At 65.0% G+C, this 21,865-nt stretch carries 11 protein-coding genes and 2 pseudogenes; 7 read left to right on the forward strand and 6 right to left on the reverse strand.

Annotated features, from left to right (window positions below):
• A partial coding sequence (locus DID98_RS14495; RefSeq protein WP_260428076.1) for an Ig-like domain-containing protein occupies nucleotides 1-5,943 on the forward strand: 5,943 nt, incomplete at its 5' end.
• A gap of 281 nt (nucleotides 5,944-6,224) precedes the next feature.
• Nucleotides 6,225-7,598 carry a TolC family outer membrane protein gene (locus DID98_RS14500; protein ID WP_124570992.1) on the forward strand — a complete coding sequence of 458 codons (1,374 nt, stop codon included), beginning with the start codon at nucleotides 6,225-6,227 and terminating at the stop codon, nucleotides 7,596-7,598.
• A gap of 133 nt (nucleotides 7,599-7,731) precedes the next feature.
• Here DID98_RS14500 and DID98_RS14505 read toward each other — a convergent pair.
• Nucleotides 7,732-8,388, reverse strand: a pseudogene (locus DID98_RS14505) (tyrosine-type recombinase/integrase); the annotation flags it as partial.
• A gap of 369 nt (nucleotides 8,389-8,757) precedes the next feature.
• A complete protein-coding gene (locus DID98_RS14510; RefSeq protein ID WP_124570941.1) occupies nucleotides 8,758-9,348 on the reverse strand; it encodes a hypothetical protein in 591 nt (196 codons plus the stop codon).
• Nucleotides 9,349-9,816: 468 nt separating this feature from the next.
• On the opposite strand from DID98_RS14510, the gene DID98_RS14515 reads away from it, so the two are divergent.
• The gene (locus tag DID98_RS14515) at nucleotides 9,817-12,372 is read left to right on the forward strand and encodes a YjbH domain-containing protein (RefSeq protein ID WP_311767931.1); all 2,556 of its coding nucleotides are present in this window, start codon (nucleotides 9,817-9,819) and stop codon (nucleotides 12,370-12,372) included.
• 54 nt (nucleotides 12,373-12,426) lie between these two features.
• Nucleotides 12,427-13,143, forward strand: a complete 717-nt coding sequence (locus DID98_RS14520) for a carboxypeptidase regulatory-like domain-containing protein (protein ID WP_124519842.1) — start codon at nucleotides 12,427-12,429, stop codon at nucleotides 13,141-13,143.
• Between the two features lie 268 nt (nucleotides 13,144-13,411).
• Here the strand turns inward: DID98_RS14520 and rpoD are convergent, their stop codons facing one another.
• The 3 genes from rpoD to DID98_RS14535 all read right to left on the reverse strand — a co-directional run bounded on the left by rpoD (nucleotide 13,412) and on the right by DID98_RS14535 (nucleotide 16,895).
• On the reverse strand, nucleotides 13,412-15,439 hold the full coding sequence (rpoD, locus tag DID98_RS14525) for an RNA polymerase sigma factor RpoD (RefSeq protein ID WP_260428077.1): 2,028 nt from the start codon (nucleotides 15,437-15,439) through the stop codon (nucleotides 13,412-13,414).
• A gap of 557 nt (nucleotides 15,440-15,996) precedes the next feature.
• A complete protein-coding gene (locus tag DID98_RS14530; RefSeq protein WP_124570942.1) occupies nucleotides 15,997-16,470 on the reverse strand; it encodes an RES family NAD+ phosphorylase in 474 nt (157 codons plus the stop codon).
• Nucleotides 16,467-16,895, reverse strand: coding sequence for an antitoxin Xre/MbcA/ParS toxin-binding domain-containing protein (locus DID98_RS14535; protein WP_124519844.1), 429 nt, complete (start codon nucleotides 16,893-16,895; stop codon nucleotides 16,467-16,469). The genes DID98_RS14530 and DID98_RS14535 overlap by 4 nt, the downstream gene beginning before the upstream one ends.
• A gap of 167 nt (nucleotides 16,896-17,062) precedes the next feature.
• Between DID98_RS14535 and DID98_RS14540 the strand changes: the two genes are divergently transcribed.
• Both DID98_RS14540 and DID98_RS36285 read left to right on the forward strand, forming a co-directional pair.
• Nucleotides 17,063-17,377, forward strand: a complete 315-nt coding sequence (locus DID98_RS14540) for a helicase (protein WP_124529501.1) — start codon at nucleotides 17,063-17,065, stop codon at nucleotides 17,375-17,377.
• A 105-nt stretch (nucleotides 17,378-17,482) separates the two neighbouring features.
• Nucleotides 17,483-17,707: pseudogene (locus DID98_RS36285) on the forward strand (ISNCY family transposase); the annotation flags it as partial.
• Nucleotides 17,708-17,936: 229 nt separating this feature from the next.
• On the opposite strand, the gene DID98_RS14550 reads toward DID98_RS36285, so the two are convergent.
• Nucleotides 17,937-18,242 carry a DUF4148 domain-containing protein gene (locus DID98_RS14550; protein ID WP_124519845.1) on the reverse strand — a complete coding sequence of 102 codons (306 nt, stop codon included), beginning with the start codon at nucleotides 18,240-18,242 and terminating at the stop codon, nucleotides 17,937-17,939.
• 322 nt (nucleotides 18,243-18,564) lie between these two features.
• Here DID98_RS14550 and DID98_RS14555 point away from each other — a divergent pair, with 322 nt between their 5' ends.
• A complete protein-coding gene (locus DID98_RS14555) occupies nucleotides 18,565-21,813 on the forward strand; it encodes an efflux RND transporter permease subunit (protein ID WP_124570943.1) in 3,249 nt (1,082 codons plus the stop codon).
• The last annotated feature ends 52 nt before the right edge of the window (nucleotides 21,814-21,865 follow it).

Below are 21,865 nucleotides of genomic sequence, written 5' to 3' on the forward strand. Positions count from 1 at the left end.
ACCACCGATTCCGGCAGCAGCGCGTCCGATCACGTCACCAATGTCGGCACGTTGAACCTGACCGGTGTCGAGACCGGTGCCACCGTCGAATATTCGACCGATGGCGGCCATACCTGGAACACCAGCTTCAATGCCGTCGAAGGCCTGAACGATGTGCAGGTCCGGCAAACCGATATCGCCGGCAACACGTCCGATCCGACTTCGTTCAGTTTCACGCTCGACACGTCGGCCGCCGCGCCCGGTGTCGCGCTCACCACCGACTCCGGCAGCAGCGCATCCGATCACGTCACCAACGTCGGCACGCTGAACCTCACCGGTGTCGAGACCGGCGCCACCGTCGAATACTCGATCGACGGCGGTCACACCTGGAACACCAGTTTCAGCGCGACCGAAGGCCTGAACGATGTGCAGGTCCGGCAGACCGATATCGCCGGCAACACGTCCGATTCGACGTCGTTCAGCTTCACGCTCGACACGTCGGCCGCCGCACCGGGCGTTGCCCTCACCACCGATTCCGGCAGCAGCGCGTCCGATCACGTCACCAATGTCGGCACGTTGAACCTCACCGACATCGAAACTGGCGCGACCGTCGAATATTCGATCGACGGCGGTCATACCTGGAACACCAGCTTCAGCGCGACCGAAGGCGTGAACGACGTACAGGTTCGGCAAACCGATATCGCCGGCAACACGTCCGACCCGACGTCGTTCAACTTCACGCTCGACACGTCGGCCGCCGCGCCCGGTGTTGCGCTCACCACCGATTCCGGCAGCAGCGCGTCCGATCACATCACCAATGTCGGCACGTTGAACCTGGCCGGTGTCGAGACCGGCGCCACTGTCGAATATTCGACCGATGGCGGTCATACCTGGAGCACCAGCTTCAGCGCGACCGAAGGCCTGAACGATGTGCAGGTCCGGCAGACCGATATCGCCGGCAACACGTCCGATCCCACGTCGTTCAGCTTCACGCTCGACACGTCGGCCGCCGCGCCCGGTGTCGCGCTCACCACCGATTCCGGCAGCAGCGCGTCCGATCACGTCACCAATGTCGGCACGTTGAACCTGACCGGTGTCGAGACCGGCGCGACCGTCGAATATTCGATCGACGGCGGCCATTCGTGGAGCACCAGTTTCACCGCCGTCGAAGGCGTGAGCGACGTACAGGTCCGGCAAACCGATATCGCCGGCAACACGTCCGACCCGACTTCGTTCAGCTTCACGCTCGACACCTCGGCGGCTGCGCCGGGCGTTGCGCTCGCCACCGATTCGGGCAGCAGCGCGTCCGATCACATCACCAATGTCGGCACGTTGAACCTCACCGGTGTCGAAACCGGCGCCACCGTCGAATATTCGATCGACGGCGGCCATACGTGGAACACGAGTTTCAGCGCGACCGAAGGCGTGAACGATGTGCAGGTCCGGCAAACCGACATCGCCGGCAACACGTCGGCGGCGACTTCGTTCAGCTTTACGCTCGATACGTCGGCTGCCGCGCCGAGCGTTGCGCTCACCACCGATTCCGGCAGCAGCGCGTCCGACCACATTACCAATGTCGGCACGTTGAACCTCACCGGCATCGAAACCGGCGCCACGGTGCAGTACAGCGTCGATAACGGCGCGCACTGGAACACCAGCTTCAGCGCCGTCGAAGGCACGAACAACGTGCAGGTTCGCCAGATTGACGTCGCCGGCAATACGTCGGCCGCGACATCGTTCAGCTTCACGCTCGATACGTCGGCTGCCGCGCCGGGCGTTGCCCTGACCACCGATTCCGGCAGCAGCGCTGTTGATCACATCACCAATGTCGGTACGTTGAACCTGACTGGCGTCGAAACCGGCGCCACCGTCGAATACTCGATCGACGGCGGCCATACGTGGAACACGAGTTTCAGCGCGACCGAAGGCGTGAACGATGTGCAGGTCCGGCAAACCGACATCGCCGGCAACACGTCGGCCGCGACATCGTTCAGCTTCACGCTCGATACCTCGGCTGCCGCCCCCGGCGTCGCGCTGACCACCGATTCCGGCAGCAGCGCGTCCGACCACATCACCAATGTCGGCACGTTGAACCTCACCGGCATCGAAACCGGCGCCACCGTGCAGTACAGCGTCGATAACGGTGCGCACTGGAGCACCAGCTTCGGTGCCCTGGAAGGCGCGAACAACGTGCAGGTCCGGCAGATCGACGTCGCGGGCAACACCTCGGCGGCGACGTCCTTCAGCTTCACGCTCGACACGTCGGCCGCCGCGCCCGGTGTGGCGCTCACCACCGATTCCGGCAGCAGCGCGTCCGATCACGTCACCAATGTCGGCACGTTGAACCTGACGGGTGTCGAGAATGGTGCCACCGTGCAGTACAGCGTCGACAACGGGGCGCACTGGAGCACCAGCTTCGGTGCCCTGGAAGGCGTGAACAACGTGCAGGTCCGCCAAATCGACGTGGCGGGCAATACGTCGGCCGCGACGTCGTTCGGCTTCACGCTCGACACGTCGGCCGCCGCGCCGGGCGTTGCCCTGACCACCGATTCCGGCAGCAGCGCGTCCGACCACATCACCAATGTCGGCACACTGAACCTGACCGGCATCGAAACCGGGGCCACCGTGCAGTACAGCGTCGACAACGGGGCGCACTGGAGCACCAGTTTCGGTGCCCTGGAAGGCACGAACAACGTGCAGGTTCGCCAGATTGACGTCGCAGGCAATACGTCGGCCGCGACGTCGTTCAGCTTCACGCTCGACACGTCGGCGGCTGCACCCGGTGTTGCCCTGACCACCGACTCCGGCAGCAGCGCGTCCGACCACATCACCAATGTCGGCACGTTGAACCTCACCGGCATCGAAACCGGCGCCACCGTGCAATACAGCGTCGACAACGGGGCGCACTGGAGCACCAGCTTCGGTGCCCTGGAAGGCGCGAACAACGTGCAGGTCCGGCAGGTCGACGTCGCGGGCAATACTTCGTCGGCGACGTCGTTCGGCTTCACGCTCGACACGTCGGCTGCCGCGCCGGGCGTGGCCCTCACCACCGACTCCGGCAGCAGCGCCTCCGACCACATCACCAATGTCGGCACGTTGAACCTCACCGGCATCGAAACCGGCGCCACCGTGCAGTACAGCGTCGATAACGGTGCGCACTGGAGCACCAGCTTCAGCGCCGTCGAAGGCACGAACAACGTGCAGGTCCGCCAGATCGACGTCGCGGGTAATACGTCGGCCGCGACGTCGTTCAGCTTCACGCTCGACACGTCGGCGGCTGCACCCGGTGTTGCCCTGACCACCGACTCCGGCAGCAGCGCCTCCGACCACATCACCAATGTCGGCACGTTGAACCTCACCGGCATCGAAACCGGCGCCACCGTGCAGTACAGCGTCGACAACGGCGCGCACTGGAGCACCAGCTTCAACGCCATCGAAGGCACGAACAACGTGCAGGTCCGCCAGATCGACGTGGCCGGCAATACCTCGTCGGCGACGTCGTTCAATTTCACGCTCGACACGTCGACCGCCGCACCCGGTGTTGCCCTGACCACCGATTCCGGCAGCAGCGCGTCCGACCACATCACCAACGTCGGCACGTTGAACCTCACCGGCATCGAAACCGGCGCCACCGTGCAGTACAGCATCGACAACGGCGCGCACTGGAACACCAGCTTCAACGCCATCGAAGGCACGAATAACGTGCAGGTCCGGCAGGTCGACGTCGCGGGCAATACTTCGTCGGCGACGTCGTTCGGCTTCACGCTCGACACGTCGGCTGCCGCGCCGGGCGTGGCCCTCACCACCGACTCGGGCAGCAGCGCCTCCGACCACATCACCAACGTCGGCACGTTGAACCTGTCCGGTGTCGAATCCGGCGCCACCGTGCAATACAGCGTCGACAACGGTGCGCACTGGAGCACCAGCTTCGGCGCCCTGCAAGGTACGAACAACGTGCAGGTCCGCCAGATCGACGTCGCGGGCAACACCTCGTCGGCGACGTCCTTCAGCTTCACGCTCGACACATCGGCCGCGGCGCCCGGCGTGGCCCTGACCACCGATTCCGGCAGCAGCCCATCCGACCACATCACCAACGTCGGCACGCTGAACCTCACCGGCATCGAAACCGGTGCCACCGTGCAGTACAGCATCGACAACGGCGCGCACTGGAACACCAGCTTCAGCGCCGTCGAAGGCACGAACAACGTGCAGGTCCGCCAGATCGACGTGGCAGGCAACATCTCGAACGCGACCAGCTTCAATTTCACGCTCGACACCACCGCCCCGTCCACGCTGTCGTGGCAATACAGCGGGAACACGCTCACAGCCAACACCGACACGTCGAACGTCTGGAAAGTGACGGTCCACGACAACACCACCAACGCCGACTACAGCGCAACGCAACAAAGCGCCGGTACCTGGGCCTTCACGCAACAGAGCCTCAACCTCAACAAGGACTCCCTCACCGTGACCGAGTGGGACACGGCAGGCAACACGCGATCCTCGACGCACACGGCGCCCGCCGGCGTCGCCGGATCCGAGATCAATCTGGCGCTGGCCGATCCGTCCGGCCATGCGTCCGACCTCGCGGTGACGATCGCCGGCATCCCGTCCGGCTGGACGCTGAACGCCGGCACCAACCTCGGCAACGGCGCATGGCTCGTCCCGACGAACGATCTCGGCGCACTCACCGTCACGCCGCCCGCGTCCTTCACGGGCGCCACGGTGCTCACCGTGACCGAAACCTGGACCGCCGCGGACGGCAGCCACCAGGCCGTCACGGTCGCCGACAACGTCGAAGCGTTCGCGGCCAACGCGCCGATCTTCGCGTGGTCCGGCGACGATCAGCTCACGGGATCCGCCGGCCACGACCTGTTCGTGTTCGCGCAGCCGATCGGCAACGACACGCTGCACAATCTCGACCTCGCCGCCGACAAGATCGACCTCGTCGGATTCACCGGCATCACGAGCTTCAGCGACGTCCAGGCCCACATGACGGACGACGCCAACGGCAACGCGGTGATTGCACTGGGCGACGGCGCGACCATCACGGTGGCGGGCGTTCACGCCACCGACCTCACCAGCGACAATTTCGTGTTCGACCAAGAGGCGGTCACGACCAACGCCGGCGTCATGACGGTCAACGACGGCGCGATGCTTCCCGTCGGCGGCACGATCGACAACACGGGCACGATCGCGCTCGGATCGACGGGCGACCTGACCCGGTTCGAGGTGCTGGTCAGGAGCGCGACGCTGGAAGGCGGCGGTCACGTGACGCTGTCGGACGACAGCCACAACGTCATCTTCGGCAGCACGCCGGACGCGACGCTCGTCAACGTCGACAACACGATCGCCGGGGCCGGCCAGCTCGGCGCCGGCCAGCTGACGCTCGTCAACGAAGGGACGATCGTCGCCAGCGGCGCCAACGCGCTCGTGATCGACACGGGCGCCCACGCCGTCGTCAATACGGGCACGCTCGAGGCAACCGGCAGCGGCGGCCTCGTGCTCGACAGCGCCGTAGCGAACACGGGCAACCTGTGGGCCAACAACGGCAACCTGACGATCCACGGCGACGTGACGGGCGCCGGCAGCGCGACGATCAGCGGCACCGCGACCCTGGAGTTCGGCGGCGCGTCCGCGGAAAACACGACGTTCGCCGACGGCGCCGCCGGTACGCTCAAGCTGGACCAGTCCGCCGGCTTCACCGGCACGGTCAGCGGCTTCGGCGCGGCCGATACGCTCGATCTCGCGGATGTCCTGTTCAACGACCACACGACGCTCAGCTTCACGGCCAACGACACCGGAACGGGCGGCACGCTGACCGTCAGCGACGGCGCCCACACGGCGCAGGTTGCGCTGCAGGGCAACCTGTCGGCCGGCGGCTTTCAGCTTTCGCACGATCAAGGCAGCGGCACCGTCGTCACTTACACCCCGCCGCCGCTGCCCCACGTCCAGGAGGTCTAGCCGGCCGGAACGCCCCGCGAGCGACGCGTGCACGCGCGATCGAATGCAGCACGCCGTCGCTCGCGGCGGCAGGTCCGACGCATCCTGCGCAGCGCACCGACGCGAATATCTTCACGGGAAATCCGTCGAATGGACTAAGCTGCCAGAAGGCGCAACGTGATTCCGGCGAGCTGCGCCGGCCGCATGATTCCGAGCATCGCGAAATATCCGATCGTGCCTGAGCCGTGCTGCTTGCTGGCAGCCGTCAGGCGACAGGCGACAGGCGACAGGAAACCGAGTCGATGAACCGAAACTACCCGCTGCTAGCCGTGCTCGCACTCGCGTCGGCGCTTGCCGCCGCCTCGTCGCTCGCCGCCGCGCAAAGTCTCCAGGAAGCAGTCGAGCAAGCGATCAGAACCAACCCCGAAGTCCGCGCCACCACGTATAACCGCGAAGCGGCCGATCAGGGCCTGAAGCAGGCGCGGGCCGGCTACTGGCCGCGCGTGGACGTCGACGCGTCGATCGGCAAGGAGCAGCGCGACGATGTGGAGACCCGCCTGCTCGGCCTGAACCGGACCACGTTCACGCATCGCAATGCCAACGTGACGTTGTCGCAGATGCTGTTCGACGGCTTCGCGGTCAGGAGCGAAGTGGCGCGTCAGCAGGCGCGCATCGACTCGTCCGCCAATCGCGTCGCCTCCACGTCCGAGGACGTGGCGCTGCGCGTGGTGGGCGCCTATCTCGAGGTGCTGCGCCGCCGGGAGACGACGGCCGCCGCCGAGGACAACCTCGAATCCCATCGCCGGATCCACGACCAGATCAAGCTGCGCAGCGACCGCGGCGTCGGGCGCCGCGCCGACCTTTACCAGGCGGAAAGCCGGCTGGCGCTGGCCCAGGACAACTTGCGCACCGAGCAAAGCAGCCTGAAGGATGCCGAAGTGGCTTACGCCCGTCTCGTAGGCTCGGCCCCGGATGCGCTCGTCAAGCCGGTGGCGCCGGAAGGCGCGCTGCCGCCGACCGAACGCCTCGCGCTGGACGCGGCGCTGGCGAACCACCCGTCGCTCGCCGGCGCCGAGGCGGACGTGGCCCAGGCACGCGCCCGGTACGACGGCGCCAAGGCCGCGCTGTGGCCGCGCCTCGACCTGGAGCTCAGCGCGAGCCACGACCGCGACGGCGTGCTCGGCCCGACCAACGACCGCCGCGTGATGCTGCGTCTTCGCTACAACCTGTTCCAAGGGGGCGCCGACAAGGCGCGCATCGGCGAAGCGCACGCGCAGATCCGCGAAGCGGAAGAGGAACGCAATCGCACGCGCCTCGAGATCCAGGAAAGCGTTTCGCATGCGTACAACGCGTACCTCACCGCGCGCGACCGGATGGTCGTGCTCAAGCAGTACGTCGATTCCAGTGCGGCGACGCGCGAAGCGTACATGCTGCAGTTCGGCATCGGACAGCGCTCGCTGCTCGATCTGCTCAATGCCGAGAACGAGTATTACAGCGCGCGCATCGATTACATCGGCGGCCAGTATGCGGAAGCCGCGAGCGCCTACCGGGTGTTCGCCGGCATGGGACAGTTGCTCGATACGCTGCACGTCGGGCGGCCGGCCGAGGCGTGGGGAGCCGGCAGCGCGCGGCCGGCGGTCGCCTTCAATCGCGGCGCCCAGGACACCGGGAAATGACACTCGCCCGGGCGGCGCGGCTGACTGGACCCGGCGCGCTCATGGGGGATGAACACGGGAAGCGCAATTTTCTATCATAAGCCTTGAAGTTATGAAATCTATTGTGCTTATGCTTAAGGTGCCATAAGCAGACCTACTGCTTGAAATCCCGAGAACGAAACGCCTGATCGAATTGCCAGGCTCGCTGCACCTCGTCGCTGTGCAGGTAGGTGGACGTCGTCGAGATCGAGCCGTGCTGCCGGTTGTCGCGCACCATGATCAGCTCAGCACCACGCGCCAGCGCGTGCGACGCGTGGGTGTGCCGCATCCAGTGCGGGCTCGCGCGGCGCAGCTTTTCGGCGGTCGCCGGCCGATCGTCCTGGATTGCATCGGCCACCAGCATGAAGAACCGTCGCAGCACGCGCCAGAGCCGTCTGGGTTCGATGCCCGCGCCATCCTCGTCAAGGCTCGCAACGAGCGGCGTCGCCGGGTCCCAGCGTGCGAGCGTGATCGGCAGCCCGCGCTGCACGAGATATTGATCCAGCGCGGTTCGAGCGAGTGACGGTAGCGCCATCTTGCCGAGCTTGCCATCCTTGCCAAGCACGTGCAGCCAGTGATCGCCGTGCTCGTCCCGGCGGATGTCGCCGAGCGTCGCGCCGACCAGCTCGCTCGCGCGCAGGCCGGTCGCATAGCCGAAGTCCAGCAGGAAGCGGAGGCGCTGCACGGCCGGCAGGCTCCAGCCGTACGACCATTCGAGGCCCTCGGCAAGTGCGCGGATCAACAACCACTCGCCCTCGGAGAATCCCCGTGACCACGATGACGATGCGCGAGCCGGACCGATTCAAGGTCATTCAGGATGTATCCCATCGCCATAGACTATTTGAAATTTTTATTCAAATTGATGCAATTGCACCTCCGAATATAATTGACTCCATAAGCGAGAAAAGCGTGACTGCGCCAGATATGCCGGCATCTCCGAATAGACGAAGAACGGAGTCAGCCCATGGCGTACGCCCTGTCGATCACATTGCCGCAGAAACGTCGGCCCCGCCTGTGTCGCCGCCTCCAGCAAGCTGCGTAGCGGCATGCCCGCGGTCTCATTGAGCACGACGTGAAGAATCGGATAGAGTGCGTCACGCTCACGGCACTCGGTTTGGCGACATGCTTCGCAATACGCCTCCTAGCCTTCGTCGGTGTGGTCGATCGGTGCAGGAACGGCCGCGCGGACGTGCGCGGAGACGACGTCATAGAGACATTTCCGATTGCCCTCCAGCACCGCGAGATTCTTACGCCGAAACGCATCTTCGATCAGCGCGCGTTCGGCGTCGTCGATTGTCCGGAAGCCCGCGTAATCTTTATCGCCCCAGGCTTCAGCGTAGTCCCAGTCATACAGTGACCGGATATCGTTCAGTCTCTGCCCTTCGACGACATAGCACACGAGCGTCAGACACATGTCCATGACGAACAGCCTCTGATTCAACGCGTCCATGATCCTTGCCGGCATTCTGTCGACGAGGTACTCCAGCGACTCCGCGTTTGCGCGCCGGTAGACGCGCACCGCCCGGCTCGCCACGTCCGGTGCGGCGGCCCGGTCATTTAACGGTCCTGCCACGGTCAACAGTTTGACCAGTGACCAGGTCGTCACGGCGGCATAACCCGGATGAAAAGCCACGATTGAAGCGCGATCGCCATAGCCAAATCGCGCGAGCACGTCGAGGTACTGTTCGAGCCGCTCCAAGGTGCGCACGCACGCATCAAGCGATTGATTCAATACTGGTTTATCCGGTGTTCAAGCGAAAGGCGATCCCGTTCGCGCGCCCGGGCATGCTTATTTCCGTCGACTCAAGTTGTCGGATTTGATCAAGAATCCGGCGCAGATTGCGCTTCCGGTTTCCACTAGACTTAATCGCATATAGGTAACGATCCGTAATACAGCGGCGAGACATGCGAACCCATGGGAAGCGCACGTCTGAATGAAACGATTGCCCGCGGACGTGTACCGCACGGCGTCGGCCCGATCGCCGGACGCATGAGCATGGGGTGAAAGTCGGTCTAATTATAAGTTATACGAATGAAATGATATTGACGACACCCGGTGCCGATTGCGGTCGCCGGGCTTGATTGCGCGAGCGAGTCGCTTCGGGGAACGGTCCACGCGGCAGGACGCGGTGGGCGCGCCAAATCGCTAACGGGCGCGCGATGTTGGGGGGGCGTTGCCATGTGTCGATCACGGTGCCATGTGTCGATCACGGTCCCATGTGATCGGCGCGCGACAGCGATCGGAGTTATGCATACCAGTGCGTCGCGGGTGATGCGGGCACTTCGCCGTTCCGCGGGACGGGGTTGGGTAGAGGATCGAGAGGGATCTTCGATCGCATCGTCGCCGCATGAGCGTTCACGGCCACGAGCGATGCCAGTGCCGCGGCGGTGCATGTCGACGTTCGGCGATGTCGGATGCCACACACGATACGAACAATCAAGTACACGACCGATGACGATCAAGCTACGTGCGAACGCGACCACGAACAAGCCGGCGGCCATTGCCCTGGGGGCAGCGGTGGCATTTTCCCTGCCGGCTGGTGCGGCGGGCACGCCCGTGCTGACATCGCTGGGGCAGTCCGGCGGGCTATTGATTCCATACGGATTCACGCTGCCTGAAGGAACATTCGAGGGGCAATACAACAACTACATCGATCCACGGTTCGGGAAGCAGACGACGAGTTCGGACATCGTCTGGGGCGCGATCGGCCTGTTTCCGCACGTGGAGATATCCGGCGGTCTGGCGAACTATCCAGGCGACGTACGCACGACGGTGCCGGGCTACGACCACATCGTGCTTCGACATCTGATGGCGAACGCAAAGGTCTCGATTCCGAAGGTCTTCACGTACCAGCCGGACATCGCGATCGGCATCAATGACGTTGGCGGGCAAACGCATTACTTCCGGTCCACCTACGGTGTCGTATCGCAAGTGCTCGGGCCCGCGACGCTGACGGTCGGCTACGGGCACGGCGACCGGCTCGACGGGGTGTTCGGCGGCGCCGAGCTTCGGCTGTGGCACACGGGCCTGTCGCTGCTGGCGGAGCACGATTCGAAAACGCCCTATGCGGGCATCCGCTTCCAATCGCCGCCGATCAAGTGGCTGGCCGACGCGAGCCTCGTGGGCACCGTGATGCGCTCGCTCAGGCATACGGACGGGATCGCGCCGCGCACGTCGTTCTCGATCGGCGTGCAGATTCCGCTCGGCAGGCGGTTCGATGCCGCGCGCTGCGGCGACGGCTTGTGTAGCGACGCGCCGGTTGTCGCGGCAGGCACATCGGCGCCGGACGACACGCTGCGCCCTGCGGCCGCGCTCGCGCCGCTCAGCGCATTCACGCGGATCGAGCCTGCCACGCCTGCGGCGGCGGATGCGTCACGCGACGATCGAGTCATGCCGTCGCTTCACACGCCGCCGGATCTCGTTCGGACCGCCGCGCCGGCAGTCGACGCGGCGCCGGACCCGGCGGCGCTCGACAGGATCGTGCGCGCGCTGACGGACGCCGGACTCGAGCGCGTGCGCGCCGGCATGGCGGGCGCGGATCTCGTCGTCGAATATGAAAACCACCGCTACAACCAGAACGAGGCGGACGCGCTGGGCATCGCGCTCGGCGCGGCGGCGGAGTACGCGCCGAAGGGCGTCGAGACCGTGCGCATCGTAATCAAGAAGGCGAACGAGCCGGTGGGCGAGGTGAGCGTCGATCGGGCGGACTACGCGCGCTTCGTCGCGGGTGGCGCGTCGACCGCCGCCGGCGCGTCGCTGTCGATGCGCACGCGGCCGACGCACAACGCTGATTCGATTGCGTGGGTAGGCAACGCCCGCGCGCACGGGCTCGTACGGATCCAGATCGCGCCGGTCACGCACTACCTCTACGGCACTGAGTACGGCAACTTCGACTACTCCGTGGGCGCGAAGATCCAGGGCTTCGTGCCGCTGTGGCGCGGCGCGGAACTGTATTCGAGCGTGATCGTGCCGATTGCGAACAGCAAGAACATGGACTACGGCCGCGTCTACGACCAATACCGCTTGCGCGGCGGGCTGTCGACCGTTGCGCTCGTGCAGAGCTTCTGGATTGCGCCGCGCGTTTTCAACGTGACCGCGCTCGGCAAGTTCGACCTCCAGTACCTGGGCGTCGAGAACGAGACGACCGCGTTCGTACCGGGCCGTCCCGACGTGGTGCGGCTGAAGCTCGCCTATCTGCATCACGAGCCGGGCAAGGATGCGCTGCCGGCGGAGAAGAACGCGCTGCTCACGTACCGGTGGGTCGAGCCCGCATGGAAGATGTGGATCGAGGCGGGCGTCGCGCGCTATGTCGGTGGCGACAAGGGCCCGCTGATCACGTTGACGCGCTGGTTCGACGACGTGTCGTTCAGCGTGCAGGGATGGCATAGCGGCCACGGCTCGTTCGTCGGCGCGTCGGTCAGTTTCCCGTTGACGCCGCGCCAGGGCATGAAGCCGGGGATCGTGCAGATCAACGGGCCCGAGCAGTTCTCGCTCAATTTCCGCACGCGTGTCGGATCGTCGAACTATCTCGCGCAAGACGGCGCCGAGAATCTCGACTTTGCCTACAACGCGCAACAGTTCCTGCTCAACCAGGGGCGCTTCAGCGCCGAGTACTTCGCGACGCAGCTTTACCGGATGCGCGATGCCTACAAGCGCTACGCGCATTCCGCCGGCGTGGCGCCGCCCGCGACGGAGGCGGCGCTGCCGGCTGACGGCGTGCAGCCGTCGACCGCGCGCGAGGCAAGCATTCAATGATCGAGGGACCGGAGAGTCCTCGGGAAAATCGGGTTGATCTAACGGAGAAAATCAATGAAGACCATGAAGAAAGCGGCACTGAGGGCATTGCAAGTCGGCACGTTTGCGCTCGCGGGTACGCTCGCGGCCTGTGGCGGAGGTGACGACAGTCCGAGCACGACGCCTTCGAATGCGTCGTCGGCCACGATCAACGGCACGGCCGCGACCGGCGCAGCGATGGCGAACGCGGCGATCACGATCGTGTGCGCGACCGGCAACGGTTCGGGCACGGCCGACGCGAACGGCGCTTTCTCGGTCACGTTTGTGCTCGCGGGGCCGTGCGCGATCACCGGCACGAACGGGACGACCACGCTGCACTCGTTCGCGAGCGGCGGCGGCACGTTCAACGTGACGCCGTTGACCGAACTGCTGCTGGCCTATCTGGCGGGGCAACTGGGCACGGACCTGAACGGGCTGCTGTCGGGCCTCGCGTCCAATCCGACGTATCAAAGCGCGTTGACGAACCCCGCTGTCGTTGCGGCTGCGGCGAATGGGGTTGCCCAGACCATCAAGAACGAAACCGGCGTCACGCTGTCGACGTCCGCGTTCCTGACGACGCCGTTCAAGCCAGGCCAGGCCGGCCAGGATTCGGACCTCGAAGCGCTGAAATCGAAGGGTGCGCTCGGAGGAAACGGCCAGCCGTCTGCGACGTTGCTCGGCAAGGTGGGTGACGCCGGCAAGGCAGCTGGCAAGCCCACCGGCGGCACCGGCGGCAGCGGCAACCCGGCGTAACGGCGAGCGAAGCCGCGCGCGGCGCCGTGCGCGGATTCACACCCGGCGCGTTGCCCGCCACGCGGTTCGATGTCGAACGCGCGCCCGGGCAACCGTGCCTTGGCGGCTGATATGACGCCCCGTGTCAATCGGGTTCGTTTTTTCAGTTTTCGAAGGCACGTTGCCTGAATTTCCCGAGGGCGACGTAGCAGCAAATCTCGCCGGGCATGCCGCCTGCCGACTTGTTCCGGCCAGCGAAGTGAGTTCGAGGGTGAAAGACGAAATTGCCTCAGCGCTCAAGAAAGGGCCTGAGCTTGTCTGCACGGCTGGGATGCATCAGCTTGCGCATCGCCTTGCTCTCAATCTGACGGATCCGCTCGCGGGTCACGTCGAACTGCTTGCCGACCTCTTCAAGCGTGTGATCGGAGTTTGTGTCGAGCCCGAATCGCATCCGCAGAACCTTGGCCTCGCGCGGCGACAACCCGGCGAGTGCTTCGTCGATCGCCGCGCGCATGTTCGCGTGAATCGCCGCCTCAGCCGGTGAACTCGCCGAGACATCCTCGATCATGTCGCCGAGTGTTGCATCGGCGTCGTCACCCACCGGGGTTTCGAGCGAGACAGGTTGCTTGGCGATCTTGAGGATACCGAGCACTTTCTCCTCGGACATCTCCATGCGCTTTGCCAGCACTGCGGGATGCGCTTCCTGCCCTGTCTGTTGCAAGATTTCGCGCGATATCCGATTCAGCTTGTTGATCGTCTCGATCATGTGGACCGGCACGCGAATGGTCCGCGCCTGATCGGCGAGCGCACGCGTGACAGCCTGCCGGACCCACCAGGTCGCGTAGGTCGAGAACTTCCAGCCGCGCCGGTATTCGAACTTGTCCACGGCCTTCATCAGGCCGATATTGCCCTCCTGGATCAAATCCAGGAACTGCATGCCGCGGTTCACGTATTTCTTGGCGATTGAAATGACAAGACGAAGGTTCGCCTCGATCATCTCGCGCTTGGCCTGCCGCATTTTCAGTTCCGCGGCACTCATCTGGCGGTTGATCTGCTTGAGCTGCTGGAGCGGCAACGAGACCCGGGACTCGATGTCGACGAGTTTCTGCTGCGCCGCCTGAATCGCCGGCTGATGCCGCTCGAGCGCCGCGCCAAACTGCTGCGAGGTCGCCGCCGCCCGGGTCGTCCATTCAAGATCGGTCTCGTGGCCCGGGAACGAGTCGACAAACGCGTCGCGCGGCATGCCGCAACGGTCGACAGCAATCGCCAGGATACTGCGCTCGATCGCGCGAACCTCAGTCACTTGCCCATGGACAATTGCGCACAGGCGGTCGATGGTCTTGGCGGTAAAGCGGATCGGCGCGAGCTCACACTGGATCGCGATGCGCACTTGCGCAGCGGCTGCGGAACGGGCACCGCCAGTGACAGGCACATCCGGCAACTGCTCGAACAGTGCACGCACGCGTGCGAAAATCGCAAGACTGTCGTTCGTGAGTTCTTCGAGGCGCGCCGCGTTCGCCTTCTCCGAATCCCCGGCATCCGTTTCGACGTCGTCTTCGTCCGAATCATCGTCGGCGGCGAGTGCTTCCGCATCCTCTTCTTGGGACTCCGGCGTCATTTCGCTTTCATCGGCGTCGACACTGATGCCATCGACCAGTTCGTCGATGCGGAGTTCGCCTGCCACGATGCGGTCGACATCGGCAAGAATCGTGGACACGATCGACGGACACGCGGCAATCGCTTGAATCATGTCCTGTAGACCATCTTCGATCCGTTTCGCGACCTCGATTTCACCGGCGCGGGTCAGCAGTTCGCTGGCCCCCATCTCACGCATGTACATCCGAACCGGATCCGTGGTGCGGCCGAATTCGGAATCGACGGTCGATAGCGCAGCTTCCGCCTCCTCGTCCGCCTGATCGTCGGATGCCACGGCCGGCGCAGCGTCGGTGAGCAGGAGCGCTTCGGCGTCCGGCGCTTGTTCGTACACGGCCACGCCCATGTCGCTGAACGTGCTGACGATGGTGTCCATCGCCGCCGTTTGAGCAAAGTTGTCGGGCAGGTGATCGTTGATGTCCGCGTGGGTGAGATAGCCGCGCTCGCGACCGAGCGCGATCAACGCGCGCATCTGGTGCTGGCGCTCCTCATTCTGGCGTGCCAGTGACGCGATGTCCGTCGGCGTCAGGGCCTGTGGCTTTCCCTTTGACACACGGCGGCCGGCTTTTGCCGTGGCCGTGATTTCAGGGGATGTGGAATCGTTCCGATCAGAAATTGCCAATACATGCTCCTCGACAGATGAGCCGACGATCGTCGCGAGCATGACGCCAGAATGGGTTGCCTGCCGGGATGCGAACGGAATCGTGATACGCAAAGATGGTCGAGGCCGGGACGCCTCGCTCGAAATCCGTATGCGCAGCTTGTGGGGGGCGTGAATGATACCGGAAAGTATTGTGCGGCACAACACGGGGCCCTTGGATTTCCATGCACTTTACCGGTGTAGCCCGCTATAGCTGCGATTAAGGGGGTAGCAGTCGCCTCCCCCAACCGCCCCTGCACAGGAACGAGTTCGGTCACCTTGCCCCTGCAAGGATGAGCGGCGATACGTCGATGGCGAGGTTGAAATTGACGTTTAGAGAAAACTCATCTGCCGAGGATCCCGCTCCGGCATCTTGACCGACAGCACATCTTTCGCGGCTCTACGCATTCGTGCAATTAGCGGTACGCCGACACCGTCAATCGTGAGCCCGAAGCCATACGCTTCGATGTCGACTCGCTTAAGCTTAGGAATGGGTTCCCACATCGGCTTCCAACCGTGCGTCGCGGTACGAGCGAGCAACCGACGCCTCGAAGGTTGGTTAGCAGACCACCATCAAGCACTTATGATCGGCCAACTGGCGGTATGGCAAAAAGTCGCTCGTCCCACACGACCGGTTGTGGATCCGTCACGATGATCCGCGCGGTGTCAGGATGCGCCAGATTCACGAGCACGTTGAACTCTGCACGGACGACGACGGAAGGGACGATCAGGAGTGCTGTACGCGATTCTGCCATCCATTCGTCGCCGAACTGCCGTGCTGCCTGCAGTGCCGCCGCACCCCATTCTCTCGGCAACGTTTCTGCCGTATGGCGTTCGACGCTGACGTCGTCGGGAACGGTTGCTTCGACCCATCCGTGGGTTTTCGGCACCTTGCCGATGCGTGCATGCACGAGCACCTCGAGCATCGCACCCGCGAAGGTCGACGCCGCGTAGATGACAGGCCGGCCCGGACTATTAAAGCGGCCACCGACCAGCATCGCGCCGGTGCCGCTCCAGATCGTGTGTCGCGTGTCACCGATGCGAAACAACTTCATGCCGGTAGCCCGTAGAACAGTTTCCAGAGCAACTCTTCAACCCTGCGCGCACCGAGCTCGGTCAGCGCGACGTCGAGCGGCGCCCGTCCCTCAAGTTCAGGATGTGGCGTCGACAAAAATTCCCGCGCGTCCTCTTCGTCGTTCCAGACGTAGGTGGTCGTTGCAACGATCCGGGCCAGACGCTCCGTCTTCTCCGATTCGTCTTGCGTTAGTCGATCGCGGCGGCGCTTGTAGGTCGCTTCGGGGATGATGCGGGCGAGCAGCGCGCGCCGAGCATCGGCGCCTTGCGTCGCGTGTTCGACGCCCGCGCGCAGCGCGGACTTCGGCAGACCGCCGCGCACAAGCGCTTCCAGCTCCGCCAGCGTATGCGGGAGCGGCCGCAGCCCCATGACCGCAGCCACGGCCTCAGGGGTAACGAGTAACATGGCGACTCCCATTCAGTATCATTTGATACTTCATTCTAGCGCAAATGATACCGCCCGCAAGGCGTTCTTGAAAGTTGAGACGCGGAGACGCCTCGCAAGCCGACTGTCGATGTTTGGTGGATCCTTGTGCAGCGTTAGAATAGCGCCCCTTCTCATGGGAGACGACAATGTCCTGGTTCGTTTATGAAGTGCCCGAATACCACGAAGACGCTGCGCGCATCGAACCCTTCAGCGAGCTGCGTAGCCGTGTGCTGAAAGTCGGTGGCCCGGCCATGGCTGACGACCTGGAAAGCGTTCGCGAGAACGCCGCAGCGACAGCGGACACGCCCGAGCGGCCCCTGCGGACGCCGGAGAATCCGCAGGTCTTTCCGATTCCCTACGCCGACTCCATGATCCTGGTCGGGTTCATCTTCGATCTGAAGCGAGAATTCCGGCAACTGGTCGTGTCGCCCGTGGAAATGCCCTGGTTGAACGACGCGTAAACGGTGGTGCGACCGGAAGTCGACGGGAGAGTGACTGCTGTTCCGGGGCCGGGTCCGACTATTCACTGCACGCTTTCGGATACACATGCGTGGAGTGGGACCCGCGCCAACGCTTATGCGCCCTCCTTCACCGCTGCTTACCACACAGGCTTCGCGAAGTCGCCGAAGAACGATTTCAATGCGCATCGGCCGTTGCGGGATGACGAGCATCTGGACACAGTGTTGACCTGGCGTGAAATACGCCGGGTATCAAAATCGCCGGCAGTGCTGCGCGATCGAGTGCTTTACTTGCTGGATGACACACCGGTAAACCGGAAGCTGATTCACCGCACCGGCTGCCGTCGCTCTTCCTCGCGCGCGTCGGATGCATGATGAAACTCCCGGGAAAGACTCGATGAGGGCGCACCGAAGGTGCGCCGCCGGCACGCCCGTGCGTGCGATGTACTGCCCGACACGTTCATTCTCACGATCGCGGCGCGCACGGCGCCGACCGGTAGATGACGCATTCGAAATCCGCGGCCGCTTCCTTCGGGCCGCGGATGGCAGTTGAAAATCGGGCTCAGTGATGCTCGTACGGCTGCTCCGTATCGAGCGACGCGAGCGATTGCGCGGTCGTCTCTGCGGCGACGCTCGGCCGTGCAGCCACCGATTGCGATGGCTGCGCGGCGATCTTCGCTTCCGCGGCCTGGATGTCGGCGGGATAGTAAGGATCGCTACCGACCGGCTTATAGCCGGCCTTCTCGACCCGCACGAGATCGGCGCGCACGTCGGCCCGCGTGACCGCATGGTCGGTGGTTTGCGCAAATGCGAAGACCGGTGCGCTCAGCGCACAGGACAGCAGGACCGCACGAATCAGGTTGTTCATGATGTTCACCTCTCAAGATGGCATGTTCGCGTCCGCAGATCAGGCCGGACATCCGCTCCGCATCGATGTGATGAAGAGTTGTGTCCATTCTGCGATTCGCGCGCTTTCCGGAAGGTGAGGCTTCGATTACGGTCTTGTCATCTGATCGCGGCCGCATGTCGGTCACGGGCCGGCCCGTCCGGTCGGACACTGCGCACCTGCGCGCCAGCACAGATAACGGTTTCGTAATCCTCGGGTCAGGGTCGGGTCAACGCCGCGCCGGCAGACTGCACGCTCGCCGCATCGCACGCGGCATCCATGCCCTGCTTCGAGGAGCACCATCATGTGGATCGTCCGGCTGGCGTTACGCAGGCCCTACACGTTCGTCGTACTCGCACTGCTGATCTTCATCGCGGGACCGCTTGCGCTGCTGCGCACGCCAACCGACATTTTCCCGAGCATCGACATTCCGGTCGTCAGCATCGTCTGGTCATACAACGGCTTCTCCGCGGAGGACATGGCCAAGCGGATCACGTCGAACTACGAGCGCGCGCTCACGTCCGACGTCGACGACATCGAGCACATCGAGTCGCAGTCGCTGAACGGCGTGTCGGTCGTGAAGATCTTCTTCCACCCGGGCGCCGACATCAATCGCGCGATCGCGGAAGCCGCGAGCAACGCCGCGTCGATCCTGCGCATCCTGCCGCCCGGCACGTTGCCGCCGAACATCATCACGTACAACGCGTCGACGGTGCCGATCCTGCAGCTCGGGCTGTCGAGCGACACGCTCGCCGAGCAGCAGCTGTACGACCTCGGCAACAGCTTCATCCGCACGCAGCTCGCGACCGTCCAGGGCGCGGCGGTCCCGCTGCCGTTCGGCGGCAAGATCCGCCAGATCGTCGTCGACCTCGATACGCGCGCGCTGCAGGCGAAGGGGCTCGCGCCGATCGACGTCGTGAACGCGATCAACGCGCAGAACCTGATCCTGCCCGGCGGCACCGCGAAGATCGGCACGCACGAATACAACGTGCAGATGAACGGCAGCACGCAGACGGTCGCCGCGCTGAACGACCTGCCGGTGAAGACGATCGGCGGCAATGTCGTGTACGTGCGCGACGTCGCGCACGTTCGCGACGGCTACGCACCGCAGACCAACATCGTGCGGGTGGACGGCAAGCGCGCGGCGCTGCTGACGGTCGAGAAGACCGGCAGCGCGTCGACGCTGACGATCATCGACCAGGTGAAGGCGATGTTGCCGAAGATCGCGGCCGGGCTGCCGAAGGCGCTGCACATTTCGCCGCTTGATGATCAGTCGGTGTTCGTGAAGGCGGCGGTCCAGGGCGTCGTGCGCGAGGCGCTGATCGCCGCGTGCCTGACCGCGCTGATGATCCTGCTGTTCCTCGGCAGCTGGCGCGCGACGCTGATCATCGCGATCACGATCCCGCTCGCGGTGCTCACGTCGCTGCTCGCGCTGTCCGCGCTCGGCCAGACCATCAACATCATGACGCTCGGCGGGCTCGCACTCGCGGTCGGGATCCTCGTGGACGACGCGACCGTCGCGATCGAGAACATCACGCATCATCTCGAGCTCGGCGCGCCGCTCGAGGACGCGATCCTGACCGGTTCGGGAGAAATCGCGGTGCCGACCTTCGTGTCGACGCTGTCGATCTGCATCGTGTTCGTGCCGATGTTCCTGCTCACGGGCGTCGTGCGCTATCTGTTCGTGCCGCTGGCCGAGGCCGTGATCTTCGCGATGATCGCGTCGTACTTCTTCTCGCGCACGCTGGTGCCGACCCTCGCGATGGCGCTGATGCGCGCAAAAGGAAACGGCCGGCCGCCGCGCGGCGTATTCGCGCCGCTCGTGCATTTGGCGCGTTTCCAGGCTGCGTTCGAGCATCGCTTCGAGGCCGTGCGGCTGCGCTATCGCACGCTGCTCGCGGCGGCGATCGCGCGGCGCCGCCGCTTCGCGGCCGCGTTCCTGCTCGCATGCGTCGCGTCGACGGGCCTCTACGCGTTCGCCGGGCAGGACTTCTTCCCGTCGGTCGACACCGGCGAGATCCGCCTGCACCTGCGAGCACCGACCGGCACGCGGATCGAGGAAACCGCGCGGCTGACCGACGAGGTCGAAGCGAAGATCCGCAGCGTGATTCCGGCGGGCGAACTCGCTGGCGTGATCGACAACATCGGCGTGCCGGTGAGCGGGATCAACCTCACGTACGATTCGTCGGATCCGATCGGCACCGAGGATGCCGACGTGCTGGTCACGCTGAAGCCGAATCACGCGTCGACCGCCGCATACGTCGCCAGGCTGCGCAACGTGCTCGCGCAGTCGTTCCCCGGCGTGACGTTCGCGTTCCTGCCGGCCGACATCGTCAGCCAGATCCTCAACTTCGGGCTGCCCGCGCCAATCGACATCCAGATCGTCGGCAACAAGCTCGACCAGAACCGCGCGGTCGCGAATACGCTGCTCGCGAAGCTGCGCGGCGTGCGCGGGCTCGTCGACGCGCGTATCCAGCAACCCGGCGACGAACCGGCGATCGACGTGAACGTCGACCGCACGAAGGCGATCCAGGCCGGCCTCGAACAGCGTGACGTCGCGCAAAATCTGCTGATCGCGCTGTCCGGCAGTTCGCAGACGACGCCGAACTTCTGGCTCGATCCGCGCAACGGCGTCAGCTACCCGGTGCTCGTGCAGACGCCGCAATACACGGTGAATTCGCTGCAGTCGCTCGCGAACGTGCCGCTGCCCGCCGGCACCGCGCGCCCGCCGCAGACGCCGGCCGGCGGCCCGGCCGCGGGCGCGCCCGCGCAGAACCTGCTCGGCGCGCTCGGCACGTTCTCGCGCTCGACGCAGCAGGCCGTGGTGTCGCACTACAACGTGCAGCCGGTGCTCGACATCTTCGCGTCGGTGCAGGGGCGCGATCTCGGCGGCGTCACGGCCGACGTGACGAAGCTCGTCGACGCCGCGCGCGCGCAGCTGCCGCCCGGCTCGTCGATCGTGCTGCGCGGCCAGGTGCAGGCGATGCACGAGTCGTTCGCGGGCCTGCTCGGCGGCCTGGTACTCGCGATCTCGCTGGTCTACCTGCTGATGGTCGTCAATTTCCAGTCGTGGCTCGATCCGCTCGTGATCGTCGGCGGGCTGCCGGCATCGCTCGCCGGCATCGCGTGGATGCTGTTCGTCACGCGCACCACGCTGTCGGTGCCCGCGCTGACCGGCACGATCCTGTGCATCGGCATCGCGACCGCGAACAGCATTCTCGTCGTGAACGCGGCGCGCGAGCTGCTCGCGGGCGGCGCGTCGCCGTGGCAGGCGGCGCTCGACGCCGGCTTCAGCCGCTTCCGGCCCGTCGTGATGACCGCGCTCGCGATGCTGATCGGCATGTTGCCGATGGCGCTCGGCCTCGGCGACGGCGGCGAGCAGAACGCGCCGCTCGGCCGCGCGGTGATCGGCGGCCTCGCGTTCGGCACGTGCTCGACGCTGCTGTTCGTCCCGGTGCTGTTCGGCTTCGTCCACGCATGGCTCGCGCGGCGCCGCGACGCCTTGGCCACGCGGCGCACGCAGCACGCGCCCGACACGCCGGCGCTGCGTTGAGCTCGGACGGCCGCCCCTTCTCATCATCCTTCGATTCGCCCGACCCCGGACC

The organism is Burkholderia sp. Bp8984, assembly GCF_003853755.1.
Lineage (GTDB): Bacteria > Pseudomonadota > Gammaproteobacteria > Burkholderiales > Burkholderiaceae > Burkholderia.